This is a genomic window from Phyllobacterium sp. NPDC097923 (assembly GCF_044760925.1).
Lineage (GTDB): Bacteria > Pseudomonadota > Alphaproteobacteria > Rhizobiales > Rhizobiaceae > Phyllobacterium > Phyllobacterium calauticae.
In genome coordinates, this window is record NZ_JBIWBL010000005.1 from 148166 (window position 1) to 174322 (window position 26157).

Annotated in this window: 26 protein-coding genes and 1 tRNA gene; 7 read left to right on the forward strand and 20 right to left on the reverse strand. The window is 60.1% G+C overall.

Translation table 11 applies throughout. From position 1 onward, the window contains the following. Positions 1-13: 13 nt before the first annotated feature. The gene (locus ACIQWS_RS21090) at positions 14-1141 is read right to left on the reverse strand and encodes a DegT/DnrJ/EryC1/StrS family aminotransferase (protein ID WP_403183988.1); all 1128 of its coding nucleotides are present in this window, start codon (positions 1139-1141) and stop codon (positions 14-16) included. A gap of 172 nt (positions 1142-1313) precedes the next feature. Further along, on the reverse strand, positions 1314-2276 hold the full coding sequence (locus tag ACIQWS_RS21095) for a Gfo/Idh/MocA family protein (protein ID WP_223613445.1): 963 nt from the start codon (positions 2274-2276) through the stop codon (positions 1314-1316). A 187-nt stretch (positions 2277-2463) separates the two neighbouring features. On the opposite strand from ACIQWS_RS21095, the gene ACIQWS_RS21100 reads away from it, so the two are divergent. Continuing rightward, positions 2464-2540, forward strand: a tRNA-Met gene (locus tag ACIQWS_RS21100). 228 nt (positions 2541-2768) lie between these two features. Here the strand turns inward: ACIQWS_RS21100 and ACIQWS_RS21105 are convergent. From ACIQWS_RS21105 to ACIQWS_RS21115, 3 genes are read right to left on the reverse strand one after another with little or no spacing between them, the layout of a single operon-like run. After that, complete coding sequence (locus ACIQWS_RS21105; RefSeq protein ID WP_403183990.1) at positions 2769-3188, reverse strand: nuclear transport factor 2 family protein; 420 nt, start codon at positions 3186-3188, stop codon at positions 2769-2771. Continuing rightward, positions 3188-3874, reverse strand: coding sequence for a DNA adenine methylase (locus ACIQWS_RS21110; RefSeq protein WP_403183992.1), 687 nt, complete (start codon positions 3872-3874; stop codon positions 3188-3190). The genes ACIQWS_RS21105 and ACIQWS_RS21110 overlap by 1 nt, the downstream gene beginning before the upstream one ends. A gap of 3 nt (positions 3875-3877) precedes the next feature. Then, the gene (locus ACIQWS_RS21115; protein WP_223612513.1) at positions 3878-4339 is read right to left on the reverse strand and encodes an Lrp/AsnC family transcriptional regulator; all 462 of its coding nucleotides are present in this window, start codon (positions 4337-4339) and stop codon (positions 3878-3880) included. 111 nt (positions 4340-4450) lie between these two features. Here ACIQWS_RS21115 and ACIQWS_RS21120 point away from each other — a divergent pair, with 111 nt between their 5' ends. Beyond that, positions 4451-5062: a LysE family translocator gene (locus tag ACIQWS_RS21120; RefSeq protein ID WP_403183994.1), complete on the forward strand. Its 612-nt coding sequence runs from the start codon at positions 4451-4453 to the stop codon at positions 5060-5062. 18 nt (positions 5063-5080) lie between these two features. Here the strand turns inward: ACIQWS_RS21120 and ACIQWS_RS21125 are convergent, their stop codons facing one another. Then, on the reverse strand, positions 5081-5959 hold the full coding sequence (locus ACIQWS_RS21125; protein WP_403183997.1) for a LysR family transcriptional regulator: 879 nt from the start codon (positions 5957-5959) through the stop codon (positions 5081-5083). A gap of 229 nt (positions 5960-6188) precedes the next feature. Between ACIQWS_RS21125 and ACIQWS_RS21130 the strand changes: the two genes are divergently transcribed. Beyond that, positions 6189-7736 carry an MFS transporter gene (locus ACIQWS_RS21130; protein WP_346307682.1) on the forward strand — a complete coding sequence of 516 codons (1548 nt, stop codon included), beginning with the start codon at positions 6189-6191 and terminating at the stop codon, positions 7734-7736. A 47-nt stretch (positions 7737-7783) separates the two neighbouring features. Here ACIQWS_RS21130 and ACIQWS_RS21135 read toward each other — a convergent pair whose 3' ends face one another. Beyond that, on the reverse strand, positions 7784-9205 hold the full coding sequence (locus ACIQWS_RS21135; protein WP_403184001.1) for a coniferyl aldehyde dehydrogenase: 1422 nt from the start codon (positions 9203-9205) through the stop codon (positions 7784-7786). Between the two features lie 245 nt (positions 9206-9450). On the opposite strand from ACIQWS_RS21135, the gene ACIQWS_RS21140 reads away from it, so the two are divergent. After that, positions 9451-9837, forward strand: coding sequence for a RidA family protein (locus tag ACIQWS_RS21140; RefSeq protein WP_403184003.1), 387 nt, complete (start codon positions 9451-9453; stop codon positions 9835-9837). A 15-nt stretch (positions 9838-9852) separates the two neighbouring features. Here ACIQWS_RS21140 and ACIQWS_RS21145 read toward each other — a convergent pair whose 3' ends face one another. The 4 genes from ACIQWS_RS21145 to ACIQWS_RS21160 form a co-directional block, all read right to left on the reverse strand. Further along, on the reverse strand, positions 9853-10626 hold the full coding sequence (locus tag ACIQWS_RS21145) for a molybdopterin-binding protein (protein WP_403184006.1): 774 nt from the start codon (positions 10624-10626) through the stop codon (positions 9853-9855). Then, positions 10623-11483 carry a cytochrome b/b6 domain-containing protein gene (locus ACIQWS_RS21150; RefSeq protein ID WP_346307678.1) on the reverse strand — a complete coding sequence of 287 codons (861 nt, stop codon included), beginning with the start codon at positions 11481-11483 and terminating at the stop codon, positions 10623-10625. The genes ACIQWS_RS21145 and ACIQWS_RS21150 overlap by 4 nt, the downstream gene beginning before the upstream one ends. 70 nt (positions 11484-11553) lie before the next feature. After that, the gene (locus ACIQWS_RS21155; protein WP_403184008.1) at positions 11554-11841 is read right to left on the reverse strand and encodes a pentapeptide MXKDX repeat protein; all 288 of its coding nucleotides are present in this window, start codon (positions 11839-11841) and stop codon (positions 11554-11556) included. A gap of 144 nt (positions 11842-11985) precedes the next feature. After that, positions 11986-12699, reverse strand: a complete 714-nt coding sequence (locus ACIQWS_RS21160; protein WP_403184010.1) for a DUF1223 domain-containing protein — start codon at positions 12697-12699, stop codon at positions 11986-11988. A gap of 208 nt (positions 12700-12907) precedes the next feature. On the opposite strand from ACIQWS_RS21160, the gene ACIQWS_RS21165 reads away from it, so the two are divergent. Both ACIQWS_RS21165 and ACIQWS_RS21170 read left to right on the forward strand, forming a co-directional pair. Further along, positions 12908-13465: a sigma-70 family RNA polymerase sigma factor gene (locus ACIQWS_RS21165; protein ID WP_223612503.1), complete on the forward strand. Its 558-nt coding sequence runs from the start codon at positions 12908-12910 to the stop codon at positions 13463-13465. Continuing rightward, complete coding sequence (locus tag ACIQWS_RS21170) at positions 13452-14093, forward strand: NrsF family protein (RefSeq protein WP_223612502.1); 642 nt, start codon at positions 13452-13454, stop codon at positions 14091-14093. The genes ACIQWS_RS21165 and ACIQWS_RS21170 overlap by 14 nt, the downstream gene beginning before the upstream one ends. 15 nt (positions 14094-14108) lie before the next feature. Here ACIQWS_RS21170 and iolB read toward each other — a convergent pair whose 3' ends face one another. From iolB to ACIQWS_RS21200, 6 genes are all read right to left on the reverse strand, one after another. After that, the gene (iolB, locus tag ACIQWS_RS21175) at positions 14109-14903 is read right to left on the reverse strand and encodes a 5-deoxy-glucuronate isomerase (protein WP_403184012.1); all 795 of its coding nucleotides are present in this window, start codon (positions 14901-14903) and stop codon (positions 14109-14111) included. A 4-nt stretch (positions 14904-14907) separates the two neighbouring features. Then, positions 14908-15129, reverse strand: a complete 222-nt coding sequence (locus tag ACIQWS_RS21180) for a DUF3329 domain-containing protein (protein WP_403184014.1) — start codon at positions 15127-15129, stop codon at positions 14908-14910. Continuing rightward, positions 15126-16010: a myo-inosose-2 dehydratase gene (gene iolE, locus ACIQWS_RS21185; RefSeq protein WP_403184017.1), complete on the reverse strand. Its 885-nt coding sequence runs from the start codon at positions 16008-16010 to the stop codon at positions 15126-15128. The genes ACIQWS_RS21180 and iolE overlap by 4 nt, the downstream gene beginning before the upstream one ends. Before the next feature lie 174 nt (positions 16011-16184). Then, entirely contained in the window at positions 16185-18035 is a 1851-nt protein-coding gene (gene iolD, locus ACIQWS_RS21190) for a 3D-(3,5/4)-trihydroxycyclohexane-1,2-dione acylhydrolase (decyclizing) (RefSeq protein ID WP_403184019.1), read from the reverse strand. A gap of 23 nt (positions 18036-18058) precedes the next feature. Continuing rightward, positions 18059-19990, reverse strand: a complete 1932-nt coding sequence (gene iolC, locus ACIQWS_RS21195) for a 5-dehydro-2-deoxygluconokinase (RefSeq protein WP_403184022.1) — start codon at positions 19988-19990, stop codon at positions 18059-18061. Between the two features lie 135 nt (positions 19991-20125). Then, on the reverse strand, positions 20126-20968 hold the full coding sequence (locus ACIQWS_RS21200) for a MurR/RpiR family transcriptional regulator (protein ID WP_403184024.1): 843 nt from the start codon (positions 20966-20968) through the stop codon (positions 20126-20128). 160 nt (positions 20969-21128) lie between these two features. Between ACIQWS_RS21200 and ACIQWS_RS21205 the strand changes: the two genes are divergently transcribed. After that, complete coding sequence (locus ACIQWS_RS21205; RefSeq protein ID WP_403184026.1) at positions 21129-22262, forward strand: Gfo/Idh/MocA family protein; 1134 nt, start codon at positions 21129-21131, stop codon at positions 22260-22262. Between the two features lie 226 nt (positions 22263-22488). On the opposite strand, the gene iolG is transcribed toward ACIQWS_RS21205, so the two are convergent. The 3 genes from iolG to ACIQWS_RS21220 are packed head-to-tail and all read right to left on the reverse strand — an operon-like array spanning position 22489 to position 26128. Then, positions 22489-23478 (reverse strand): inositol 2-dehydrogenase, encoded by a 990-nt coding sequence (gene iolG, locus ACIQWS_RS21210; protein ID WP_403184028.1) that lies wholly within the window; start codon positions 23476-23478, stop codon positions 22489-22491. Between the two features lie 54 nt (positions 23479-23532). Continuing rightward, the gene (locus ACIQWS_RS21215) at positions 23533-24558 is read right to left on the reverse strand and encodes an ABC transporter permease (RefSeq protein WP_346307380.1); all 1026 of its coding nucleotides are present in this window, start codon (positions 24556-24558) and stop codon (positions 23533-23535) included. A 28-nt stretch (positions 24559-24586) separates the two neighbouring features. Beyond that, a complete protein-coding gene (locus ACIQWS_RS21220) occupies positions 24587-26128 on the reverse strand; it encodes a sugar ABC transporter ATP-binding protein (protein ID WP_403184031.1) in 1542 nt (513 codons plus the stop codon). Positions 26129-26157: the final 29 nt, after the last annotated feature.

Consider the following 26157-nt stretch of genomic DNA (forward strand, 5'->3'; position numbering starts at 1 on the left):
GCCCCAAAAGCGCTTAGGCAGCGCTTTTGGTCTTGAACTCGCGAATGGTTCCGATGATGCGGTCCTGATCAGCCTCGCTCAGATAGGCATGCATCGGTAGGCACAGGATGTTCTTCGGCAGCGTTTCCGACACGGCAAGGCCGCCCGGCGCGCGCATATAGTGCGCATAGGCTTCCTGCAGATGCAGCGGCTTGACATAATAGATCACTGAAGGAATGCCGTTGGCCTGCAGATGCGCCTTGAGCGCGTCGCGGTTCTCGGTCTCGATGGCATATTGCGCCCAGGCCGAGCGTGAGCCTTCCGGCATAAGGGCGACCTTGACCACGTCCTTCAGGCCGTTGGCATAGCGCTTGGCCACGATCTGGCGCGCTTCCATCTCGTCTTCGAGAATGGCGAGCTTCTCAATGAGGACCGCCGCCTGGATCGTATCGAGGCGCGAATTCATGCCGACGCGCACATTGTCATACTGCGTCTCGCCCTTGCCGTGGAACAGGATGGAGCGCAACAGGTCGGCCAGCGCCGCGTCATTGGTGAACATGGCACCGCCGTCGCCATAGCAGCCTAGAGGTTTTGCCGGGTAGAAACTGGTCGCGCCGACATGGCCGAAGGCACCGCACATCGCATTGTCGCGCTTGCCGCCGATCGACTGCGCCGCATCTTCGATCACGAACAGGCCATACTTGTCAGCAATCGCCGATACCGAGGTGTAGTTGGCGGCGAGGCCGAACAGATCGACCGGGATGATGGCCTTTGGCTGCAACCGGCCTTCCGCCAGGACGGCCTTGATCGCCGCTTCCAGCTGCTCGACATTGATGTTGTAGGTGTCGGCGTCGACATCGATGAAAACCGGCTCCGCCCCGACAAGCGCCACGACCTCGGCGGTGGCGGCGAAGGTGAAGCTCGGGCAGAACACCGCATCACCCGGACCGATGCCGCGGGCCATCAGCGGAATCTGCAGGGCATCCGTGCCATTGGCACAGGCAACCACATGCTCGACACCGAGATATGCACCAAGACGCTTTTCGAACTCGGCAACTTCCGGTCCGAGAATATATTTGCCTTCACGCACCACTTTGGCGATTGCCGCATCAAGCTTGCTGCTAATCCGTTCACGCTGTGCGCCGAGATCGATGAACTGCATCATTGCTCCAATATCAATTGTTCCGCGAATCCGTCGCGGAAAACGGTCAAGACAACTCTTTAGAAGGGCCGTGGGAGGTCTGCCAGACGTTGTCGTTCAAAGTTTGTCCGGTCTTGTAACAACGCTTTACACCGAGCGCAATCTTGCAGCGCCTTTGGAGGCGCCGGACGGATCAGCTCGCCTTGTCGTGCGCGACCGTACCGGCGGTCAGAATCCGCAGGACGCGAATCGCTTCCTCACCGTCGGTGACCGGCTCGCTGCGTGTGTTGATGCTGTCGATGAAATTCTGGCATTCCCGGGTCAGCGGCATGCCCTGCGCAATCTTGACATAGGTCGGCTCTTCCGTCGTCGACGCCCACTGGCCGTTATCCTGCCAGATCGAATGCTTGTAGACGGCAAGCTTCTTGTCCCACTGCTCCATGTCATCGAAGACGGCCATGGCCTTGGTTCCCACCACCGTAAGCCTGCGCTCGCGATAGGGATTGAGCCGCGAGGCAAAAAGGTGCCCGCGAATATTATTGGGAAAGCGCATGTGCAGGTGAGCGAAATCGCTGAGGTGATCGAGCACCGCCGCGCCCTCGCCGCGCACTTCCAAAGGTTCGGTGCCGGTGATGGCCAGGATCATCGACAGGTCATGCGGCGCCAGATCCCAGAGGGCATCGTTTTCCGTGTGGAATTTCCCGAGACCGAGACGATGCGAATGGATATAGCGCACATCGCCGAGATCGCCCGCCTTGATCAGCTCCAGAAGCCGTTCGAATGCCGGATGAAAACGCAGGACGTGTCCGACCATGAAGATGCGCCCGTTGTCGCGCGCGGCCTTCACGGCAGCTTCCGCATCGGGAACGGTCAGGGCAATCGGCTTTTCGACGAGGACGTCCTTGCCATTGGTCACGGCGCGAATCGCCGCAGCCGCGTGAAATTGCGGCGGCAGGGCCATGACGATGGCATCGACCTCCGGATGGGTGAAAAGATCGTCGACTTCAATGTGCAGAACATTCTGCTCCGCGGCGAAGCCGGCGGCGCGATCGGTGTTCTGGTCGGAGACTGCAAACAGCGCCCCGAGACTCTTCAATGTCCGGATATGATTGCTGCCCCAATAGCCGCAACCCAGCACTGCAATCCGTGGAGCCATCTTTTCAGCCTTTTTCATATCGGCATCCATTATCCGCAGGAAGAAACGAACACAAGTCTTCGATACGGAGAAGATTGCTTGACAGGCCGTTGCTCCCCACATATATCCGCCCCGTCCCTGTCAATTGACAGCGCGTCCCCCGGTCCTCACTTGCAGGCTAGCCGTTCACGGGTCGCATGACATATGGGGCGAAGTAGCTCAGTAGGTTAGAGCAGAGGAATCATAATCCTTGTGTCGGGGGTTCGAATCCCTCCTTCGCTACCATTGTCTTTCCAAAGAAGGCGGTTTTCAGATCGGCGCGGCGCGAATTGCGGTTTGCCACTGTAGCCGGTCGCGAAAAACTGATGTTTGGACAGCAGAATTTAGAACAATGCCATTTTAAAACGCTCTGGGTATTTCGTGTGCCTTCACAAGATCGAAAATTCGAAGAGCCCTCAAAGCTGGTTTCAGGGCTCTTTGTTGTACAAATTCAATATTGAGCTTCAGCCAGCTTCACTTGGTTGAAGCCGGACTCGTCCAATTTTCCTGTGCGTTGCCGGTCCACGACGAGCCGAGTGGCTGCATTGACAACCAGGTCTCCACGAGCTTGCCCGCTTCGGTTCGATACGACTGCATGCCCGCCCGACTGCGCGGCTCCCCCGTTTCTCTATCAGTCCACTTAAAAGCAAAGCGAAACCACGCGCGGCAACCTTCGAAGGAGTGATCATACACGACGACACGTATATCTGGTCGATCTTCCCGCACTTTCGCAATTTCTGCTGCGTAGGCCTCTCGCGTCACCGTCCGGTCACCTGCCTCGTCATGCCGAATATAGTGTTCCCCGACGCAGCTTGGCACGAGATCGTACTGGCCCTCGTGCCAAACTCGTTCCCATCGATCGAACAAATCGCTGATCACAGAATTATCCGTCACTAATAAATTCCTTTCCGTCTTGTCTCACTGGAAGCAGGCGCACCACCAACAATTATCAGTTCACGAGCATCCGAACCTTTGCCCCCGTTGAGAGAGTAGGTCAATGACACCTCCGTCTGTTCAAAGAGCCTAAAAAGCTCTCTTATCTCATTCACGTCATTGATCGGCATTATGAAACGTCCCTTCAATGGACTCAGACGTGATGCCAAAAGCTCAAACTGATCCTGGCTGAACGTTGCCTTTCCATATTCGCCTTCCGATCCCCAATATGGCGGATCGAGATAAGACAAAGTTCCCGCCCCATCATAGCGACTGATGAACTCCATCCAGTCCATGTTCTCAAGGATGACACCAGCTAATCGTGCGGCGCATCCTCCAGCAGAGGCGCCCGAATGATTAAGGTTGAACCGAGCAGCCCGCTCTAAATCGGTCAGTGTCGCAGGATCGCTTGCTTTCAGCCGATTGAACTCGCGGCGGGAAGATATCTGGAAAAGCATTGCGTCCATGAATTGCGGATAGTGGCGCTGAAGAATGCGGAATAGATTGACCACTTCGCCGTTACGATCATTGATATCTTGCCAATCAGAGTGACATTGTGAAGATCGCGCGCGAAAGAGAGCTTTGCTGGCCGTTCCCGTTCTTGCCGAGGTAATCCATTGAAATACCGGCGATTTTCGGCTTTTCACCGGTCAATCGAGCGGCAGAGCATAGGTCTGCTTCACAATCTGGCTCGGCACATCGGTTTTGACATTCTGGATGCCGTTGATCCGCGTCAGATGAGAGGCCTGAAAGTGCCGGTAGTCGTCAAGATCGGCGACCACAACCCGCAGCAGCGCGTCGCTCTCTCCAAGCATGATGTAGCATTCCACCACCTGGGGCAGCCTCTTCATGGCATCCATGAAATGATCAATCGTTTCGGCATCCTGCGCTGTCAGCCACACCCGCGCGAACAGCGAAAGCGATAAATTGACCTTGGCCGGATTGAGCACGGCGACATAGCGGTCGATGACACCGGCCTCCTCCAGCAACCGCACGCGGCGCAGGCAGGGCGATGGCGACAGGCCGGCCTCCCTGGCAAGTTCCACATTCTGCATGCGCCCGTCCTTCTGAAGCGCGCGAAGGATACGCTTGTCGATCTCATCCAGCATCATTGAAATTTCCTGCCAATATTTCCGATAGAATACGGTAATTATATCAGGAAAACACCATACCCTGATATCTTTGCAATCCGATTGCGCGCCGTGTGCGGTACTGTTCCAACCATGGAAATACACACGCTATTGCTGTTTACGGCGACCGTACTGCCGCTGATCTGTACGCCGGGACCGGACATGCTGTTCGTTGCATCGCAGGCGATTGCGGGCGGACGCGCCGCGGGCCTGCGCGCGACAGCCGGCGTATGCCTTGGCTACCTCGTCCACTCCACCCTCGTCGCCCTCGGCCTCGCTGCCATCGTGGCGGCGTCGCAGCTGCTGTTTGAAGCGCTGCGCTGGATCGGCATCGCCTATCTCCTGTATCTCGCCTGCAAGCTCATCGCGTCGGCATTGCAGGCCGGGCGGGTGACCGTCGCCGCCAGACCGGCGAGCCGGCAGCTCCAGCGCGGCTTCCTCACGGCCTTTCTCAATCCCAAAGGCATGATGATCTATTTTGCGATCCTGCCGCAATTCATCCGGCCCGGCAGCGACATTGCGCTGCAGGCGGCGGCCCTGTCGGCCGTCTTTGTCCTCTGGTGCGGCGTGGTCTATGTGATTCTCAGCCTGGTCATCGGGCGATTGGCCGGACGCGGCGGTTTCAGCGACCGGCGCCGGAGAATCGTCGAAGGCGGCGCTGGCGGGCTGCTCATCGTTGCCGCCGGTCTGATGGCGGCAAAATGAATGCGGGCGGGTCCTTGGCTAGCTGATCCTGGCCAGTTTTGCCGCAGCCGCCTGTTCCGGCATGTCGACGACGAGTTGACCGAATTCGCGGGTGGCGGGCGTCTGCCCCTCTTCGCTCCAGATCAGGCTGAACACCGCCGTCGGCAGCGGCGGCAAGCCATATTGGCCGTCAAGGATCTTCATTCCCGGTTCAAGGTCATCCCGGGTCATCACGGTCATTGCCAGCCCCGACAGCACGGCGGCGCGAATGCCCTGCATGCTCGCCGACGTGAAGACGACGTGCCAATCGATCGACGTCCGGTCCAGCGCTTCGACGCCGACCTTGCGGTTGAGGCATGGAGCCGGGATGAAGGCGAAAGGCAATGACGTGCCCGGCGGCACTTTGAACGTTTCGGCCGCCACCCAGACGAACTGCGTCTGCTTGAGAACTTTGCCGTTGGCCGCCTCCGGCAATGTCAGCACGACGGCCAGATCGAGTTCGCTGGCCCTGACCATCGCATGGAGATCAAGGCTCATGCTGACATTCACGTCGAGCTGGACCTCCGGATTGGTGCGGGCAAACTGGCACAGCAATGTCGGCAGCCGGTCCCCGATGAAATTCTCCGGAACGCCGAAGCGGACGATGCCGGACACCGGCGATGCCTGAAAGCGGCGGCTCAAAGCATCGAGCGAATGCAGGATCTGGCAGGCATAGCGCAGGAAATCGTCGCCATCTTCCGTCAGCCTGACGCTGCGCGTCGTGCGGTAGAGCAGCGACCGGCCAACCTGCTCCTCCAGCCGCCGGATCTGATGGCTGACAGCCGATTGCGTCAGGTTCAGCCGTCGGGCCGCCCGGGTAAAGTTTCCCGCTTCTTTGACAGCCACGAAGGCGCGTAACAGTGTGGGGTCGAAATCCATGTCAGCAGATTAATGACGATCACTAATTTATTCTAGTAAATTAAATCATTTTTGTCATGATACGAACTGACCTAAAGTGGGTGCATTACCCGCTTCGGCGACCATCGGACCGGTCATCCCGCCGTGCTGGTGCTTTTTCGTCCTGACTTGGCCCGGAACTCACCGGCACCGCATGCGTGCCGGGGAAGGTGCGTTCTATTGCCAGGTGCAACCTTGGAAAGAACCTTCCATGTCGCTCTCCTCGTCCCGCAAGAATATGGTGGCGCTGGCTGCCATATGTTTGTCGTCCCTCATGTTCGGCCTCGAAATTTCGAGCGTGCCGGTGATTCTGCCAACCCTGGAAAAGGTCCTGCATGGCACCTTGAAGGACATGCAGTGGATCATGAACGCTTATACCATTGCCTGCACCACCGTGCTGATGGCGGTCGGCACCCTGGCTGACCGCTATGGCCGCAAACGCATCTTCGTCATCAGCCTCGTGCTGTTTGCCATCACGTCCTTCGTGTGCGGGCTGGCGCAGGATGCCGCCATTCTGATCGTCAGCCGCTTTCTCCAGGGCATTGCCGCCGGTGCCATGCTGATCTGCCAGATTGCCATTCTGTCGCATCAGTTTCAGGCAGGGCGCGAGCGCAGCAAGGCCTTCGGCATATGGGGGATTGTCTTCGGCATCGGCCTCGGTTTCGGGCCGATCATCGGCGGCATCATCGTTGCGCTGACGAGCTGGGAATGGGTGTTCCTGGTCCACGTACCCCTCACCATCCTGACATTGATTCTCGTCTTCGGCAGCATCGAAGAATCCAGTGATCCCGAAGCGAAAAAACTGGATGTCCTCGGCATCACCACCCTGTCGCTGGCGGTTTTCGGCCTCACCTATTTCATCACGCAGGGCCCCGACCTCGGTTTTACCAGCATCACTGCTTTGACCATCATCGGCGCATCGGCGGCGAGCTTCATCGCCTTCATCGTCGCGGAAAACCGCAGTCCCCATCCCATGTTCGACTTTTCCGTCTTCCGCATCCGCAACTTTTCCGGGGCTATCCTCGGCTCCATCGGCATGAATTTCAGCTTCTGGCCGCTGATGATCTACCTGCCGATCTATTTTCAGAGCGGCCTCGGCTACGATATTGTCGCGGCTGGACTGTCGTTGCTGGCCTATACGCTGCCTACTTTGGTCACCCCGCCATTGGCGGAGCGCCTTTCGCTGCGCTACCGGCCCGGTATCGTCATTCCGCTCGGGCTGTTCACCATCGGCCTCGGCTTCATGCTGATGCGCGTTGGCAGCAGCGTTGACCACGCAAGCTGGCTGACCATGCTGCCCGGCTGCCTGCTGGCGGGTATCGGGCTGGGTTTGACCAATACACCCGTTACCAACACGACCACCGGTTCGGTGTCGAGCACCCGCGCCGGCATGGCCTCAGGCATCGACATGAGCGCCCGGCTGATCACGCTCGCCATCAATATCGCGCTGATGGGCTTTATCCTGCTGGAGGGCACGCTGTCTTATCTGAAAAGCGTCTTTGCCGGGTCGTTCGACCCATCCCGGTTGCGCCTGCTGGCGGAAAAAATCGCCGCCGGAAACTTTGCGAGCCTCCCGCAGTCCTTTCCGGAACTCACGGCTCTGGACCCGGACGGAACGCTTGTCCATGATGCGCTGATCCACGGTTTTGGCCTGATCATGCTCTATGGCGGTGCCGGCGTCTGGGTTCTGGCGGTGATCAGCTTCCTGATCTTCGGGCCGAGGAAACGCCTGAGCGAAGCGACCGCCGCGAACCTTTGAAGCCGGCACGGTACTGAAGGTCATCGACACGGCCGTTTCCGTGAATTTCAGCGCGCGAAAAGCCTGACCACCATGTTTGCCAATCCCCTGTAGGGCGGCTTGATCCGGTCGGTCAGCGGCATCCTGGCCTGATGCAGGACCGGCATGATCTTGCTGAAGGTCAGAAAGCCTTCGCGGCCGTGATAATGGCCCATGCCGCTGGCGCCGACACCGCCGAACGGCAGATCGTTGCAGACATTGTGGAACAGCGTTTCGTTCACGCAGACGCCGCCGGCCACAATGTTCGCCAGCATTTTTTCCGTTTCCGCCTTGTCATTGCTGAAACAGTAGAATGCCAGCGGCCGGTCATGCCCGTTGATATAATCAATGGCCTCATCGGCGCTGCGATAGGTCTTGACCGGCAGGATCGGCCCGAAGATTTCCTCCTGCATGATCTTGCTGTCATCGCCCGGATCGAGCACCAGCGTCGGCGGCAGCAGGCGCTCGTTTGCCGCCCGTGCCGCATCTTTCGGCTCCACCAGCGTCATCACGTCAAATCCGCGTGCCCGCGCATCGTCAAGCAGACCGCGCAGGCGGCGATACTGCCCCTCATTGACGATATGGGTGTAGTCTGGATTGGCATCGAGCTGTGCATAGCGGGACTTGACCTCCGCCCGCACGGCCTCGACAAATTCATCACGCCGCGCCTCCGGCACCAGCGCGTAGTCCGGCGCGATGCAGGTCTGGCCGGCATTGTAGAGCTTGCCGGTGACAATGCGCGTCACCGCCTTGGCCAAGGGCGCGTCCGCGCCAATGAATACGGGTGATTTTCCGCCGAGTTCCAGGGTGACGGGCGTCAGGTTCGGGGCAGCCGATGCCATGACCTTGCGGCCGACGGCGGTGGAGCCGGTGAACAGCAGGTGATCGAAGGGCAGACCGGCAAACGCCCCGCCCACATCGGCGCCGCCCAGCGCCACGGCAACCCGGTCCGGCGGAAAGACATCGGTGAGCAGTTCCCGCAGGAACTCGCTGGTGCGCGGCGTGTGTTCGGAGGGTTTGAGGTAAACATGGTTGCCGGCAGCGATGGCGGTGGCAAGCGGCGTCAGCGCCAGGTTGACTGGATAGTTCCACGGGGCGATGACACCCACAACCCCAAGCGGCACATAACGCACTTCCGCCCTGGCCGGCCACATGTGCCAGCCGGCCGAACGGCGCTGCGGCTTCATCCAGGATTTCAGATGCGCGAGCATGTGGTCGATCTCGCCAAAGACGGTCATGCCTTCGCCCAGCATGCTTTCATGACGTGAGCGATGGCCGAAATCCGCACTGATCGCCTTGACCATCGGTTCGAGCCGGTCTTTCAGCCCCGCACGCAAGCGTTTCAGATCGTCCTGGCGCTGGGCGTAATCGGGCCGGTGCGCCAGCCATGCGGTTCGCAGACGATGGAGGGTCGGCACCAAGGCATCGGCAGATGTGGCGTTCATGTCCATGGTGTTTTCCTCCGGTCTTCTCCGCCTTGTGTTCTACCACGGATGTGAGGGTACCCGTCAGCACTTTCAATAGAACAGGCCATTTCCGAAGGGGTGCGTCCGTGGTAGTTTTTCCCCGGTCCATCGAAGAGTGAAGAACCCGCCTTGCCTCCCGGCGTGCTGCGCATCCCCAGCCACAGCGACCGGCAATCCGAGGCTCATCGGCCCAAGACATCCCGCAACGTGCCACGAAAGGAACTGAGATCATGAAACTGATCCCGCGCAATCCCCGGAGCGGCGTTTATCCGGCAACACCGGACTATCTCCATGCACTGGAAGTGCAGCAGCCGGAACGCTTCCTCTACATCAGCGGCACCATGGGCCTCGACCAGAACGGCGTAGCCGGCACGACCCTGGCAGAACAGCTCGATCTCGTCTGGAACAACATCCGGGCCATCCTTGCGAGCGCCGGGATGACGGTCGACAATATCGTCAGGACGACGAGTTACCTGCGCGATCCCGCCTTTGCCGAAGCCAACCAGAATGCGCGGGTGGCGGCGCTGGGTGGCCGCACGATCCCCACGACAACCATTGCCGCCCAGACATTGTCCGAAGCCTGGCTCGTCGAAATCGAGGTCATCGCCGCTGCCTGAACTCGGTCAAACCACTCAGATGCCCGCATACCATTCATAGCCGCGATCTTCCCAGAATCCGCCCTTCCCGCCCCACAGGCCCCTGAAATTGTCGACCAGTTCAATCCGCATGAGATATTTGGCATGCTTGTAACCGAGTTGCCGTTCAACCCGCAGCCGCAGGGGCGCACCGTGCGCCACCTCTAGGTCTTTGCCGTTCATGCTGTACGACAGGATGGTCTGCGGATGGAAGGCATCGATGAGATCGACGCTCTCGTAATACTGGCCGCTGCCATCCAGTGATTTCTCGTACTCATCGGCACAATAGAACACCGCATAGCGCGCGCCGGGGGCAAGGCCCGCCTTCTGCAGGACAAGGCCGAGGGGAACGCCGGTCCACTTGCCGATGGCGCTCCAGCCTTCAACGCAATCATGCCGGGTGATCTGCGTGCGTGACGGCATCGCCTTCAGATCGGCCAGCGACAGGCTGAGGGGGGTGCGCACCATGCCGTTGACCACCAGCCGCCAGTCGGCGAAATTGCCCTCCATCAGCCTCGCATAGTCTTCGCTGTCCGGCATCTGCGTGCCGTTGGCCTTGAATGTGGGTGACAGGTCCGCCTCGGTGAATTCGCGCGCCAATGGTTCGTGCGCCTGCAGGAGACGCTGGGAGCCCATGGTCAAGGCTTCGGCCTTCTGCAGGATATTGTTGACGCTGGCATTTTCCACCAGAGCGTCGCACCCGGTCAAAAGCCCGGTCGCAGCAACGCTGGAGCCGATGAGAAAACGGCGGCGTGAGAGTTCGAACTTCATTTCACTGTTTCCTTGTCGGTCTCGACCGTCAGGCCGTAATAGCCGGTGATCATCGAGCGCAGATTGTTCCAGACGCCGGATACCAGCACCATCACCAGATGCACGATGACGAAGGCGACGAGCAGCGATGCGGTGATGAAGTGAATGGTGCGCGCCGACTGGCGTCCGCCGAAAACATCGAGCAGCCACGGGAAGATGGAATCGAAGCCCGGCGACATGGTAAGGCCGGTCAGCACCATCAGCGGCAGAAGGATGAAAATGACCGCCATATAGGTCAGTTTCTGCAGGCTGTTGTAACGCCGCGCCTCTTCGCCCTTGGGAAAGCGCAGGCGGGCATGTTCGCCAATCTCATGCGCCAGATGCTGCGGCGTCAACTGGTCCTTCGTCGGCACGATATCCCTGCGGAAATGTCCGGCGATCAGGCCGTACAGCAGGTAGACGAAGCCGTTGATGACAAAGAACCAGGCAAAAAAGAAATGCCAGCGCCGCCCGGAAGCGAGATCCTGATAACCCGGAATGGTGATCCAGCTTGGAAAGGCGCGCGGCGTCAGCTCGCCCTCGACCGTCGATGCGCCGAGAACCCCTGTCGTCGGGATGGAAATCGAACCGACGCGGGTGATGCCCTTGATCGTGTCGCCATCGCTGACGGCACCGATCGAGATGAAGGAATGGTCGGCATCGGCACCGTACTGTCCCCAATAGAGATCGGGATGGGCGTTGAAGATTTGCAAACCGCTCATCAGGAGGAAGCTGAGGCACAGGACATTGAGCCAGTGGGTCAGCCGCACGGCAATCGAATGCCGGTAGAACAGGATTTTCCTGGGCCGTGCCGTTTCATGATCAGTTACGCTCGTCATGATGCTATCCTTGGCTGTCGGGCAATGGATCCGGTGCCGTCCCGTTCCCGAGACAGCACCGGAAGGTTTTTTAGTTCTTCTTGGGCGCCATGGCGTCCGGCTTCATCGCGTCTTTCTTCATGGCATCGGGCTTCATCGCATCCTTGGCCATGGCCTGCTTGTCGCATTCCTTGGTCATGGCATCCTTCTTCATGGAGTCTTTCTCCATGCCGGCCTTTTTCATGCAGTCAGCCTTCATGCTGCTCATCTTCATAGGGTCTGCCTTCATGGCATCTTCCGCAAGGGCGCTGTTGATGCCGGCCAGTCCGGAAGCGAGAACGAAAGCCGACAGAGCGATGCGGTGTGCAAGAATGTTCATGGTGGTCTCCTCGATTTGAATAAGACACGTATCTGCGTGCCGTTGAGTTTCGGATGCCATGCGGTCATCCACACTTCCTGGGCATCGCGCTGCGTGTCTCACAGCTGTTCATGCCAGGAATTCTTCCATTCGCAGCCGCGGAACTCAGTTGGTGGCGGCGGCCAGGATCGGCCCGCCATGCGGCGCCTGGATCAGGACCGCCGTGCGCAGGCCGGGCTTGGCCGGAGAAATGCGGAGGCTGACCGCCTTGCCGTCCCAGCTTCCAAGATTGGAAAGGCTGTGAACCACGTTCTTGTGCGGCAGCGTGTGGCCGGTATTTTCGCCACGGCTGACGGGAACGTTGACGGTCTTGTCGTCATAGGTCACCAGCCAGATATCGGCACCGCTCGCCGGTGCCTTCCCCGCAGCGATGGCGAGGGAATTGCCGGTGATCGTCACGGACAAGGGATCGGGCTTTGGCGCCGTGGCGATCAGGTGGTCGATCTCGCCGATGCGGTTGCCGACGACATCCGCGCGGCCATTGACGACCATCTGCGGGGTAAACGGCCCGTCGCGGCCGAGCGGGGTTTCATAGGTGACCTGCCGGTCCGTATATTCAGGCGCGGCGAAGATATCCTTCCAGCCGAGCCGGTCCCAATAGGTTACGCCGAAGCTGAGGGCCAGAACATCCGGCCGCTTGCTGATCTCGATCAGATTGGCATTGGCAGGCGGGCAGGACGAGCAGCCCTGACTGGTGAAGAGTTCAACGACAGTCAACGGCTTGCCATTGCCGGCAAAGGCGGCGCCGGCGCCAAGGCTCAGCAATCCTGCAATCACAGACACTGCAGACACATATCCGATATTTTTGCGCGACCCCATAACGGCCTCCTGATTTCCGTGGTGTGATCCGGACCTGTCGGCCGGTCACATCAGGCAATTCGCCGGAAGCTGGAATTTGGTTACACCGATCACGGATTGGTGATCGAAAAGTTCGGCCAGCGGCCACTGGCATGCGGTAACCGCTGTCGATATGATCGGCGCATCTGTAACCTTTTCGCCGTTGCTGCGAATAAAGGAATGAACCAGGGTGCATTCGGTCGAAGCGCGTTTGAAGGAACTGATGCTCGCAAGCCTTGCGGGCGACGCGCAGAGCTATCGTGTGCTGCTCGATGAGGTGGCCAAGCTTTTGCGCCGGTATTTTCTGCGCCGTCTGGCCGATGCCCACCGGGGCGACGCGGACGATCTGGTGCAGGAAACACTGCTCGCCCTGCACACGCGGCGGCAGACCTATGAGCCGGATCGGCCCTTCACCGCGTGGCTGCATGCGATTGCGCGCTACAAGCTGATCGATCATTTCCGGCGCAACCGCATCCGGGCAACCGTGCCGCTGGACGATGTGGAAGACCTGTTTCTGCAGGACAATTCAGACGCCGCCGCAGACCGCATGGATGTGGACAGGCTGTTGCAGACCATACCGGAAAAATCACGGGATCTGATTTACCGGACCAAGATAGAAGGGCAGTCGATCGCGGAAGCGGCCCGAAGCACCGGCCTTTCCGAATCGCTCGTGAAGGTCAGCATTCACAGGGGATTGAAGGCCATAGCCGCGAAGTTGAGAGGACAGGCAGCCGATGACGACAAATGATCTGATCGAGCGTCTCGCCAGCGAATTGAAGCCGGTATCGCGCAAAGCCGTGCTGCGGCGGATCGGCATCGGCCTTGGCATCAGCTCGGTCGCCTCCGCCATTCTCATGTGGTCGTGGCTGGGCATGCGCCCGGACCTGATGACCGCGGCGGGGACCATGGCCTTCTGGGTCAAGTTCACCTATACGCTCGCGCTTGCCGTCGGCGGCGCCTGGGCGGTCAAGCGCATCGCCTACCCGCTTGGCAGCATCCGCATCAGCCTTGCCGTGATGGCGGTCGCCATTGCCCTCATCTGCATGCTTGCCTTCGCCCAGCTCGCCATGTCGCCGCGCGATCACTACGCCAACATGATGAAGGGGCACACGATTACGGTCTGCACCTTCAACATCGTGGTGCTATCGCTGCCGCTGCTGTTTGGCGCCTTCTGGGTGCTGCGCGGCCTGGCGCCGACGCGGCCCACGGTTGCCGGAATCGCGGCGGGCCTTGCGGCGGGGTCGATTGCGGCGCTTATCTACTCTTTCCACTGCGATGAAAGCGCCATGCCGTTCATCGCCATCTGGTACACGCTCGGGGTGATTTCCTCCGGCCTGATCGGCGCGATTGCCGGTCGCTTCATTCTGCGGTGGTAGATTGTAGCCAGGAGCCTACTTCATCAGCCACTCATGCTCGGGCGCGTTGTGGAATTTCCACGTGCGCTTGGGACCAGCCATGACATTGAGATAATAGAGGTCGTAGCCATGACAGGCAGCGCAGGGATGATAGCCCTTGGGCACCATGACCACATCGCCATCTTCGATCGCCATCGCCTCGTCCAGTGACCGGTCATCCGTATAGACCCGCTGGAAGGCAAAACCCTGCGGCGGATTGAGCCGATGATAGTAAGTCTCTTCGAGATAGGACTCCGCCGGCAGGTTGTCCTGATCGTGCTTGTGCGGCGGATAGCTCGATGTGTGTCCGCCCGGCGTGATCACCTCGACGACGAGCAATGAATCCGCCGGTTCGCTTTCCGGCAGGATGTTGGTGACATAGCGCGTGTTGGTGCCCTTGCCGCGTGTTTCCTGGCCGAGATCATCAGGCGCGATCACGCGCACCGGCAGATCGCCGCCAAGGCTTGGCGCCGAACAGACGGCAAGTTCGACAGCCGTATCGGCCACCACCGACCAGTCGCAATTGGCGGGCATATAGACCGACCACGGCTTGCCCTCGAAGGGCGACATGCGCGCGCCCAGCAGACCGAGGTCGTGACCGTTGACTTGAGCAAATCCCTTGCCCGTCACGAAGACAAGACAGACTTCCGTGTCGCCGCTGCGCCCGGCAATGGTCTGGCCCGGCGCAGCGCGATTGAGGTCGAAGCCGACATAGGTCCAGCCGGCGGTTTCCGGCGTGACATGCGCCACGCGGCCGATACCGGTTTTCGCCTTGAGCAACAATTTCGACATGGTCCTATTCCTCTTTCCCGTCCGCATCCGCCGGCTTGGCCGGTTCGGATGGGTCAAAAGCGATGAAAAACTGCCAGACGCCATAACCGGCGAAACCAAGCGCTATCGTCCCCCAGAACGGCGTGCCCGTGACGAACTCGAAAATGGCCCATGCCACGCAGAAGGCCACGACGGCGATACGCCGCCACAGGGGACGAAAGAACGGATGCTTGGAATCGCTGGTCAAACCAATCCTGCCTCTTTGATGAAGCGGCTGAGATTGGCATGGCCAAGCTTGGAATAGACGGCTGGATCAGCCTTCACAGGGTCCTGCTCTGCCTCGACAACCACCCAGCCGCTATAGCCCTGGAGTTCCTTGAGAACACGAACATAGTCGATCATGCCGTCGCCGGGAACCGTGTAAACGCCGGCAAGGACGGAATCGAGGAAGGACCAGTCTTCGCGGTTGGACTGCCACATCACGGCCTCGCGGATATCCTTGCAATGCACATGGCTGATGCGCGCCTTATGATGGCGGGCGAGACGTGCCGGATCGCCGCCGCCCCAGGTGGCATGGCCGGTGTCGAGCAGAAGATGCACCGCATCGCCCGTTACCTGCATGAACCGGTCGATCTCGGATTCGGTCTGCACCACGGTGCCCATGTGGTGATGATAGACCACCTGCAGGCCATAGGTCTGTTTCACCGCTTCGGCAAAGGCCGTATAGCGCTTGCCGAATTCAGCCCATGCCGACTTTTCCAGAACCGGACGGGCCGACAGCGGCAGATCCTTGTTGGAGTGGATGGCGTTCGACGTCTCGGCGGCAATGAGGACTTTGCAGCCCATATCCTTCAAGAGCGTGGCATGGTCGACGACAGCCTTGAGTTCAGCGTCGACGTCACGCACGAGCAGCTCTGTCGAGTACCAGCCGCTGACAAGACTATGTCCGAACGCATCGAGGATCGGGCGCAGCTTGTCCGCCGTGCGCGGAAACTTGTTGCCGAGCTCCATGCCGGTGAACCCGGCCGCCTTCGCCTGTTCCAGACAGGTTTCCAGAGGAATATTGCCGCCGATTTCGAGCATGTCGTCATTGGACCAGCCGATTGGGTTCGCCCCGATACGGATCATTCTTGTCTTCCTTCAGTTGTTGTGTGCGGGGTGCGTGGTTCGACAAGCTCACCATGAGGAAGGTGGGTTGGCTGCAACACCAATCGCAAAGATTGCAGAATATGACTTCCTGTCATCATCTACCTCCCTCATGGTGAGCTTGTCGAACCACGCACTATTTATCTACAAATCGGGTTAATCGCCGATGTGCTGCAGTTTCAGCTTCTCTTCATAGGCCTTGCGCGCGGCATTGACCTGCGGGCGCTGGCTGACCTCTGGCACAGCCACATCCCACCAGGTGCCGCCGGCATCGGTAGAGACAAGCGGGTCCGTATCGATGACGACAACCGTGGTCCGGTCGTTCTGTTTGGCGCGTGCAAGTGCAGATTCCAGTTCCGCAATCGATGCAACCTTCTCGGCAATGGCGCCAAGGCTTTTTGCATGGCCAACAAAATCGACGTCAGGCAGAACCTCGTGGCGCGAGTCTTTCAGAAGGTTGTTGAAGTTCGCCCCGCCCGTGCCCATCTGCAGCCGGTTGATGCAGCCGAATCCGCGATTGTCGAGAAGCACGATCGTGATCCTCCGACCCAGCATCACCGAAGTGGCGATCTCCGAATTCAGCATCAGATAGGAGCCGTCGCCGATCATGACGACCACCTCGTCATCCGGCTTGGCCATCTTCGCCCCGAGACCGCCCGCAATCTCGTAGCCCATGCACGAGAAGCCGTATTCGGCGTGATAGGAGCCCGGTGCGCCCGCCTGCCAGAGTTTGTGCATTTCTCCCGGCAAGCCGCCCGCCGCATGCAGGACTGTCGCTGCGCTGCCCATGGTCCGCTGCACGGCGCCGATCACCTGCGCGTCCGATGGCAGGACCGCGTTGGTCGGTCCGGTGACCTCGGCAGCGGCCTTCTGCCACTCCGCCTTGCCCTGTCTGGCATTTTCGGTCCAGCTCACGGGCGCCTTGTAACCGGCGGTCACCGCAGCCAGTTCCAGCAGTCCTTCCCGCGCATCGGCGACGAGAGCCGCCGCGCGGTGCTTGCCCGCATCGAAAGCCTGCACGTTGAGGCCGATGAATTTCTTGTCTCCGTTGCGGAACAGCGCCCAGGAACCGGTGGTGAAATCCTGCAGGCGCGTGCCGACGGCCAGAATGACATCCGCCTCTTCCGCCAGACGATTGGCCGCCGATGTACCGGTCACGCCGATGGCCGCCATGTTCAGGGGATGATTGTCAGGCAGGGAGGACTTGCCGCCCTGCGTTTCGCACACGGGAATGCCCGCCGCCTCCACGAAGGCTTTCAACTCGTTCGATGCCTGCGAATAGATGACGCCGCCGCCAGCAATGACCAGCGGCTTTTTCGCGGATTTGAGCAGTTCGACGGCGGCAGCCAGTTCGTCGCGGTCCGGGCGCGGGCGGCGCGTCGTCCACACGCGTTCGTCGAAAAAACTTTCCGGATAGTCATAGGCTTCCGCCTGCACATCCTGACACAGCGCCAAAGTCACCGGACCGCACTCGGCCGGATCGGTCAGCACCGCCATGGTGCGGGCGAGTGCCGGAATGATCTGTTCGGGCCGGGTAATCCGGTCGAAATAGCGCGAGACGGGGCGGAAGCAGTCATTGGCCGAAACCGTGCCGTCGCCAAAGCTTTCCACCTGCTGCAGCACCGGATCGGGAATACGGTTGGCAAAGACATCGCCGGGCAAAAGCAGCAGCGGGAGGCGGTTGACATGGGCAAGCGCCGCCGCCGTCACCATATTGGTTGCGCCAGGCCCGACGGAACTCGTCACCGCCATCATGCGCTGGCGGAAACTGGCCTTGGCGAAGGCGATGGCGGCATGCGCCATGGCCTGCTCGTTATGGGCGCGGTAGGTCGGCAGCTCGTCGCGCACCTGATACAGCGCCTCGCCGAGACCCGCCACGTTGCCGTGGCCGAAAATCGCCCAGACACCGGCAAACACCGGCACCTTCCGGCCATCGATCACGGTCATCTGGCTGGCAAGGAAACGCGTCAATGCCTGCGCCATCGTCAGGCGTATCGTCTTGGTCATGTCAATCTCCTCCCGGCCTGATGCTATGCCGCTTGTTGCTTGCGGCTGGCAAGCCACGCCCTGGTCAATTTTTCGAAACGATCGGCCATGTCGGCAATGGCCGCCTCGTCGGATATCTTTCCCGCCAGCCATTGTTCGGCGGCGTCCATGAAAATGGTGCGTCCAACTGCAAAGCCCTTGACGACAGGGGCGTTTGCGGTGGCAGCGAAGGCTGCTTCCAGCTCATCCTGCGGCGCTTCCAGCCCGAGCAGGACGACACCACGGCACCACGGATCGTTCTTTTCGATCACCGCCTCGATCTTCTTCCATGCGGCGGCCGAAGCCTGCGGCTCCAGCTTCCACCAGTCCGGCTTGATGCCAAGCGCATAGAGTTCTTCCAGCGCCCGCGGAATGGTCATGTCGTCGAGCACCCCGTGCTTTCCGGCAATGATCTCGATCAGCAGTTCGCGGCCGACCTTGCGCGCCGCTTCGAACAGGGCGCGCAGCTTGGCCTGCTGCTCCGCCTTCAGGTCTGCCGGATCGTCCGGATGATAGAAGCACAGGCATTTGATGCAATGGTCCACCGGCCATTCCGCCAGCTGCGACCCGATATCCTGCGAGAATTCAAAGCGCAGCGGGCGCGAGCCCGGCAGTTCGACCGGGCGGCCGAGCCAGTCAAAATTGTGCCGGGCAAATTCGAACATCGCCTCGCGCCCGAACTTTTCATCGAGCAGCATGCCATAACCGCTGCGGCCATCCGCAACCCGTGCGGCGGCCTTGACGGCCAGTTCCTTGAATGCCTGCACCCGGCCGATATCCGCGCCAAGCCTCTGGGAAAGGTCCTCAAGCTGCACGCGATGGTCAATGGCAAAGGCCATCATCGAAGGGATGTCATGGCGGCGCGTGGTTGCCCAGTGCACATGATTGATCGCCTCGTCCTTGCGCAGGGCATGCTGCGGGCTGCCATGTTCAAGGAAGAACTGCAGCTCTTCGAATGTCGGAATTTCCGGCGAGCACAGGAGACGCGACACCGCAAAGGCGCCGCAGGCATTGGCCCAGGTCGCCGCCGTGGCAAGGCTTTCGCCGCCGAGCCAGCCGCGCAGGAAACCGGACATGAAGGCATCGCCCGCGCCAAGTACGTTGAACACCTCGATGGGAAATCCCTTGCCGACAATGCCGTCTTCAAGATTGTCCGATATCGCGCCTTCATAGACGATACAGCCCATCGGACCGCGCTTGAGCACGATGGTGGCACGGGCGGAAAGCGCGCGGATTGTCTTCAATGCCGCAAGCAGATCAGCCTCGCCGGAGGCAATCAGCACTTCCTCTTCCGTGCCGACAATCAGGTCGCAGTCGGCCAGCACCGTCTTCAAATGGCTCGATACGGCATCGGAGGCGATATAGCGGCTGTCGCCTGCCCCATGGCCGGCAAGCCCCCAGAGGTTCGGCCGGTAGTCGATGTCGAACACGACCTTGCCGCCCGCCTCCTTGATCAGGCGGATCGCCTTGCGCTGCGCGGCATCGGTGTTGGGCTTGGAAAAATGCGTGCCCGTCACCACCACGGCGCGGGCCGAGCGGATAAACTCCGGATCGACATCGTCCTCGTTCAGCGCCATGTCGGCGCAGTTCTCGCGGTAGAAGATCAGCGGAAAGCTCTTGTCGTTCTCGACCGACAGGATGACCAGTGCCGACAGCCGTTCCGCATCGGTGATGACACCATCGACGGCCACGCCTTCGCGCAGCATCTGCTCGCGGATGAAACGGCCCATCTGCTCGTCGCCGACGCGGCTCAGAAGCGCAGAGCGCAATCCGAGACGGGCGGTGCCGATGGCGATATTGGCCGGGCAGCCGCCGACGGATTTGGCGAAGGATGCGATATCCTCAAGGCGGGAGCCGATCTGCTGGCCGTAGAGATCCACCGACGAGCGGCCAATTGTGATGACATCAAGCTTTTTGCCTGTTGCAGCGCTGCCCATGACGATCCTCCCGATATGCTGATCCATCCCGCTGAAAACAGGCCGGGAATTTTTGCATATGAAATAATAATTCTATCAAATCGTCAACATGGAATGTATATTCTTTTTAGATTTCCCGCATTTCATTTGGCGCTGTTACGGGCTGCGGCGCCGTTCCGCTACGCTGACAGTCAACGCCATGGCGAGCGCCATTGTCCCCGAGAGAGACCGGAATCCAGAGAAATCTCCTTCCGCCGCCTCGAACCAGACGCTGGCCGATTGTGCCAGCGGCGAAAACGCGCTGTCGGTGATGGCAACGACAGGCACACCGCGCGCTGCCAGCGCTGCCGCATGCTCGACCGTTGCCGAGGCATAGGGCGAAAAGCTGATGGCAATCGCCGCATCCTGCGGCCGGGCAAAGGAAAGGATTTCCGGGTCGATACCGGCCGTCGATTCAATCAGCTGATTGCGGATTTTCAATTTGCCGAAGGCATAGGCCATATAGGCGGAGATCGGATAGGACCGGCGGCGGGCGATGAGATAGATCGTGTCCGCAAGCGCCAGAATTTCCACCGCGCGCTCCAGCACATCCTCCTCGGCACTGCGGGAAATGGTCTGGATGGATTGGCTGGCCGCCGACAGGAACCCATTGAGAATGACGCGGTTCTTGGAAAGGCCTGGCGTGTCGCCGCGCAGGCCCGACAGCCGTTCTTCATACGAGCCCTGCCGTTCCCGCAGGCGTTCGCGGAACACCGATTGCAGGCTGGTAAACCCGTCAAAACCCAGATGCTGGGCAAAGCGGATAAGCGTGGAGGGCTGCACGCCGGCCGACTGGGCAATGCTTGCCGCCGTGCCGAAGGCGATTTCATCGGGATTGCCGAGGGCATAGGCTGCGATCTGTGCCAGCCGCTTGGGCAGGAGCTGGCGGCGATCCAGGATCAGCGTGCGCAAGGCATCGAAGTCCTGCGGCAGAGTTGCTTCTGTGGCCGTGCTGCCCATTGCGAATCGTTCCCCTTGGTTTTGCGGTACGGATGGCGAGACTACCAAAATAATCCATTCCGCAAAACGGATCAGTTATTCCATTTTCATCCGTTATAGATTACTTCAATCAACATCTGCAAGAGATGCAGACATCCTCAAATGTCGTGGGAGTGAAGACATGTCGGGTCATGGGAATGCGCGCGCACTGGGTGTAGGGCTGATCGGAACCGGGTTCATGGGCAAATGCCATGCCTTGGCCTGGAATTCCGTCCGTGCGGTTTTCGGTGATGTCCCTCCGGTCCGCCTTGTGCATCTCGGTGAAGCCAATGCCGAGCTTGCCAGCCAGCGTGCCGCCGAGTTCGGCTTTGCCAAGGCGTCGGGCGACTGGCGCGCCGTGATCAACGACCCTGATGTCGACGTCGTCTCCATCACCACGCCCAACCAGTTTCACCCCGAGATGGCCCTTGCCGCACTTCAGGCCGGCAAACACGTCTGGTGCGAAAAGCCCATGGCCCCGGCATTCGATGACGCGAAAGCCATGACCGCGGCGGCGAAACAGTCCGGCAAGGTTGCGGCGCTTGGCTATAATTACATCCAGGGTCCGGCCATCCGCCATATCCGCCAGCTGCTGGCGGAAAAGATCATCGGCGACGTCAATCATCTGCGCATCGAGATGGACGAGGATTTCATGGCCGATCCTGACGCGCTGTTCTACTGGAAGCACGCCGCAACGTCAGGCTATGGCGCGCTCGACGACTTTGCCGTGCATCCCCTGTCGCTGCTCTGGGCGCTGTTCGGCCGGGTCAGTCGGGTCATGTGCGACATGTCAAAACCCTATGCCGAGCGCCGGACGCAGGATGGCGGCATGAAGGCTGTTGAAACCTATGACAGCGCCAGCGTGCTCCTGCATATGGAAAACGGCGTGGCCGGCACGCTGCAGGTCAACCGTTCCGCCTGGGGCCGCAAGGGACGCATTGCCCTGCAGATTTTCGGCTCGAAAGGCTCGATCCTGTTCGATCAGGAACGCGCCAATGAATTCCAGCTCTATGTCACCGCAGACCGGCCGACGGAACAGGGCTACCGCACGATCCTGACGGCGCCGCATCACGATCCCTATGGCCGCTTCATCCCGGCCCCCGGCCACGGTCTCGGCTTCAACGATCTCAAGATCATCGAGTGCCATGAACTGATCAAGCGCATTGATGGCAAGGAGGCGCATCTGATCGGTTTCGAGGACGGATTGGAGATCGAGCGCACCGTGCACGCCATGGCTCGGTCATTCAGTGAACAGCGCTGGGTGGATGTGCGGTAAGGGGGATTTCCCTCTTCACCCTGTGGATTGCGGGTTTGCGGTGCGTGGTTCGACAAGCTCACCATGAGGGAGGTGGTTTGGCTGCAATGCCAACCTGATAGGTTGCAGAATATAGCTCCCTGCAATCCTCGCTCTCCCTCATGGTGAGCTTGTCGAACCACGCACGACCACCCCGCATATAACCGCCCTGCCGGTGACCGCACCGGCAGGGCGTTTTCATTGAAACTCAGAGACTGATCGTCTTGCCTTCCTTGACCGATCGCAGGGCGGCATCGGCGAGCGCAAGGGCAATCAGACCATCCTTGCCGCTGGGAGCGGCCTTGGCGCCCGTCGCAATCGCATCGATGAAAGCGGCGATCTCGTTGGCATAGGCTTCCGTGTAGCGGGTCATGAAGAAATCATGCAGCGGCGGACGGGTATAACCGTTACCATTGGCGACTTCGATCGACACCGGACGCTGGTTCTCCGCGGCAACCATCCCCTTGGAGCCATGCACTTCAATGCGCTGATCATAGCCATAAGTCGCGCGGCGCGAATTGGAGATGACGCACTGCTTGCCGGAGGCGGTGGAGAGAATGACGCTGACGCTGTCATAGTCGCCGAGCTCACCGATCTTCTTGTCCACCAGAACCGAAGCATGGGCGGTCACGGCCACCGGATCTTCGCCCAGCAGGAAACGCGCCATGTCGAAATCATGGATCGTCATGTCGCGGAAAATGCCACCGGAACGGGTGATGTATTCGGCGGGCGGTGCACCCGGATCACGCGAGGTGATCGTCACCATTTCCACTGTACCGATGGCACCGTCATCGATGGCCTTGCGCACGGCGGCAAAATGCGGATCGAAGCGGCGGTTGAACCCGACCATCAGGGTCGCCTTGGTTTCATCGACGACGGCAAGGCATTCCTCGACGCGCTTCACATTGAGATCAATCGGCTTCTCGCAAAAGATCGCCTTGCCGGCACGGGCAAAGCGCTCGATCAGATCCGCATGCGTATCGGTCGGCGTGCAGATGATGACCGCATCGATATCCCCGGCCTTTTCGATCTGATCGATGGTGCGGATTTCACAGCCATAGGCGCTGGAGAGATCCTTCGCCGCCTGTTCGAACGCATCCGCCACCGCAACAAGTTTCGCCTGCGGGTTGGAGATCACGGCCTTTGCGTGAACCTTGCCGATACGGCCCGCACCGAGCAGGCCAAAGCGTACAGTCATTTCATTACCTCTTGGAAAGATGCCCGGATGGGTTCCGGGCATTACAGATTGGTTTCAGACTTTTCTCTTCTTCTGGCGATAGACGTCCACGACGACAGCCGCAACGATAATCACGCCCTTGATGATTTCCTGGTAATAGGCATCGACCCGCAGGAAGGTGAACCCGGAAATCATCACACCGAGAATGATGGCGCCGATAACGGTTCCGGTGATGCGCCCGACGCCGCCGGTCAGCGAGGTGCCGCCGATCACGGCGGCCGCAATCGCATCCAGCTCATAGGTCACGCCCATGCCCGACTGCGCCGTCTGGGCGCGGGCCGCGGTGACGATACCCGCAAGGCCGGCCAGCACGCCGGCGATGGCATAGACCTTGATCAGGTGCCGCTCGACATTGATGCCGGAGACGCGTGCCGCCTGGACATTGGCCCCGATGGCATAGGTGAATTTGCCGTAGCGCGTATAACGCAGCGCGATATGGAAAATGAAAGCCACGACCAGGAACACCACCACCGGCCAGATGCCCGTGCCGATGAAATTGAACTGGTCGGTGAGCCCTGAAACCGGCGAGCCCTTGGTGTACCACTTGGCAACGCCGCGCGCCGACACCATCATGCCAAGCGTCGCGATGAACGGCGGAATCTTGGTCTGTGCGATCAGCGCGCCATTGATGATACCGGCGATCAGGCCGATACCGAGACCGATGGCCAGCGGAATGATGAAAGGCAGGTCCGTCAGGCTGGGGTAGACAGGCCTTGCCCAGGTCGAGGCCTGCGCGAAACTCGCGGCGATCATCGCCGTCATGCCGACGACGGAGCCCGACGACAGATCAATGCCGCCGGTGATAATGACCTGCGTCACGCCAACAGCGATAATGCCGATGACCGACACCTGCAGGATGATGATGGTCAGGCGCTGCTGGTTCATCAGAAAGCTCTGCCCGACGAAAATCCAGCCGAGCACTTCATAGATCAGGGCAATGCCGATCAGGACCAGGAGGATGCTGACCTCCGGCGGCAGCCGGCGCCCCTGCTTCGAGACCGCCGGTGCGGCTGCCTTTGCGGTTGCTTGTTCGCTTGTCATTGTTGTTCCTCCCCGTCCGGCAGCGGCTTCACTTGGAAGCCAGCTCCATGACTTTTACCTGGGTTGCCTCTTCCCGATCCAGGAAACCGGTGACACGGCCCTCGTGCATCACCATGATGCGGTCGCTCATGCCGAGAACCTCGGGCATTTCCGACGAGATCATGATGACGGCAACACCCTGCTTGGCGAGTTCGGAGACGAGGCGGTGGATTTCCGCCTTGGCGCCGACATCGATGCCGCGCGTCGGTTCATCGAGAATGAGAATTTTCGGATTGGTCAAAAGCCAGCGGCCGATCAGCACCTTCTGCTGGTTGCCGCCGGAAAGATTTTCGACCCGCTCCTGCAGATTGGGCGTCTTGACCCGCAGCTTGTCGCTCATCACCTTGCAGGCCGCAGCAATGCCCTTTTCCGAAACAAAACCGAATTTGACGAACCGGTCCTGCAGCACGGCGATCTGCATGTTCTCCAAAACGTCGAGAATGAGCAGGCAGCCGGTTTCCTTGCGGTCTTCGGTGATGAAGGCCATGCCATGCTGGATCGCCTGGTTCGGCGAGGCGATGGCAACCGGCTTGCCGTTGATGGCAATCGAGCCCGTCGTGGCAGGCGTCACGCCGAATATGGTTTCGGCGACATTGGAGCGGCCCGACCCGACCAGCCCGGCAATGCCGAGAATTTCACCGGCCCGCACATCGAAGGAAACGCCGCTGAACACATTCTTCAGCGCGAGGTCTTTCACCGAGAGCACGACATCGCCGATCGGCACGGTCTCCTTCGGGAACATCTGGGTGATCTCGCGCCCGACCATCATCTTGATGATGTCGTCGCGCGTCACGTCGGTGGATGCATGCGTGCCGATATATCGGCCGTCGCGGAACACCGAGAATTCGTCGGCGATCTCGAACAGCTCGTTCATCTTGTGGGTGATATAGACAATGCCGATGCCCTGGCTGCGCAGGCTGCGGATGATCTCGAACAGATGCGCCACCTCGCGCTCGGTCAGCGCTGAGGTCGGCTCATCCATGATCAGCACATCGGATTCATAGGAGACCGCCTTGGCGATCTCGACCATCTGCCGATTGGCGACGCTCAGATCCCGCACCTGCGCTTCCGGATCAAGCGCGATGTTCAGCCGCTTGAACAGCTCGGCGGTCATTGCGAACATCTTGCCGTGATCGACAAAGCCGAACATGTTCTTCGGCTCGCGCCGGATCCAGATATTCTCGGCCACCGTCATGAACGGCATCAGGTTCAGTTCCTGATGGATCATGGCAATGCCGTTCTCCAGCGCATCGAGCGGCGATTTCAGCCGGATCGGCAGCCCCTTGAGAAACACCTCGCCCTGATCTGGAACATATATTCCAGCCAGGATCTTCATCAGCGTGGATTTGCCGGCGCCGTTTTCGCCCATCAGCGCGTGCACTGTCCCGCGCTTCAGGCGAAACGACACATCGTCCAGCGCCAGGACACCGGGAAACTCCTTGCGGATATTTTCGACATTCAACAGATATTCGGCGTTCGGCACCGCACCACTGGCGCGAACCGCAGCCATCGTTGTTGGGCTGACTGCCATAATCGTCTCCTCCCGAGACATTGAGCAAA

Excerpts from the sequence above, each read along its gene's own strand:
- ACIQWS_RS21090 (WP_403183988.1), bottom strand. The coding sequence starts at position 1,141 with ATGCAGTTCATCGATCTCGGCGCACAGCGTGAACGGATTAGCAGCAAG.
- ACIQWS_RS21095 (WP_223613445.1), bottom strand. The coding sequence starts at position 2,276 with ATGGCTCCACGGATTGCAGTGCTGGGTTGCGGCTATTGGGGCAGCAAT.
- ACIQWS_RS21115 (WP_223612513.1), bottom strand. The coding sequence starts at position 4,339 with ATGATGCTGGATGAGATCGACAAGCGTATCCTTCGCGCGCTTCAGAAG.
- ACIQWS_RS21120 (WP_403183994.1), top strand. The coding sequence starts at position 4,451 with ATGGAAATACACACGCTATTGCTGTTTACGGCGACCGTACTGCCGCTG.
- ACIQWS_RS21125 (WP_403183997.1), bottom strand. The coding sequence starts at position 5,959 with ATGGATTTCGACCCCACACTGTTACGCGCCTTCGTGGCTGTCAAAGAA.
- ACIQWS_RS21130 (WP_346307682.1), top strand. The coding sequence starts at position 6,189 with ATGTCGCTCTCCTCGTCCCGCAAGAATATGGTGGCGCTGGCTGCCATA.
- ACIQWS_RS21135 (WP_403184001.1), bottom strand. The coding sequence starts at position 9,205 with ATGGACATGAACGCCACATCTGCCGATGCCTTGGTGCCGACCCTCCAT.
- ACIQWS_RS21140 (WP_403184003.1), top strand. The coding sequence starts at position 9,451 with ATGAAACTGATCCCGCGCAATCCCCGGAGCGGCGTTTATCCGGCAACA.
- ACIQWS_RS21145 (WP_403184006.1), bottom strand. The coding sequence starts at position 10,626 with ATGAAGTTCGAACTCTCACGCCGCCGTTTTCTCATCGGCTCCAGCGTT.
- ACIQWS_RS21150 (WP_346307678.1), bottom strand. The coding sequence starts at position 11,483 with ATGACGAGCGTAACTGATCATGAAACGGCACGGCCCAGGAAAATCCTG.
- ACIQWS_RS21155 (WP_403184008.1), bottom strand. The coding sequence starts at position 11,841 with ATGAACATTCTTGCACACCGCATCGCTCTGTCGGCTTTCGTTCTCGCT.
- ACIQWS_RS21160 (WP_403184010.1), bottom strand. The coding sequence starts at position 12,699 with ATGGGGTCGCGCAAAAATATCGGATATGTGTCTGCAGTGTCTGTGATT.
- ACIQWS_RS21170 (WP_223612502.1), top strand. The coding sequence starts at position 13,452 with ATGACGACAAATGATCTGATCGAGCGTCTCGCCAGCGAATTGAAGCCG.
- iolB (WP_403184012.1), bottom strand. The coding sequence starts at position 14,903 with ATGTCGAAATTGTTGCTCAAGGCGAAAACCGGTATCGGCCGCGTGGCG.
- iolE (WP_403184017.1), bottom strand. The coding sequence starts at position 16,010 with ATGATCCGTATCGGGGCGAACCCAATCGGCTGGTCCAATGACGACATG.
- iolD (WP_403184019.1), bottom strand. The coding sequence starts at position 18,035 with ATGACCAAGACGATACGCCTGACGATGGCGCAGGCATTGACGCGTTTC.
- iolC (WP_403184022.1), bottom strand. The coding sequence starts at position 19,990 with ATGGGCAGCGCTGCAACAGGCAAAAAGCTTGATGTCATCACAATTGGC.
- ACIQWS_RS21200 (WP_403184024.1), bottom strand. The coding sequence starts at position 20,968 with ATGGGCAGCACGGCCACAGAAGCAACTCTGCCGCAGGACTTCGATGCC.
- ACIQWS_RS21205 (WP_403184026.1), top strand. The coding sequence starts at position 21,129 with ATGTCGGGTCATGGGAATGCGCGCGCACTGGGTGTAGGGCTGATCGGA.
- iolG (WP_403184028.1), bottom strand. The coding sequence starts at position 23,478 with ATGACTGTACGCTTTGGCCTGCTCGGTGCGGGCCGTATCGGCAAGGTT.
- ACIQWS_RS21215 (WP_346307380.1), bottom strand. The coding sequence starts at position 24,558 with ATGACAAGCGAACAAGCAACCGCAAAGGCAGCCGCACCGGCGGTCTCG.
- ACIQWS_RS21220 (WP_403184031.1), bottom strand. The coding sequence starts at position 26,128 with ATGGCAGTCAGCCCAACAACGATGGCTGCGGTTCGCGCCAGTGGTGCG.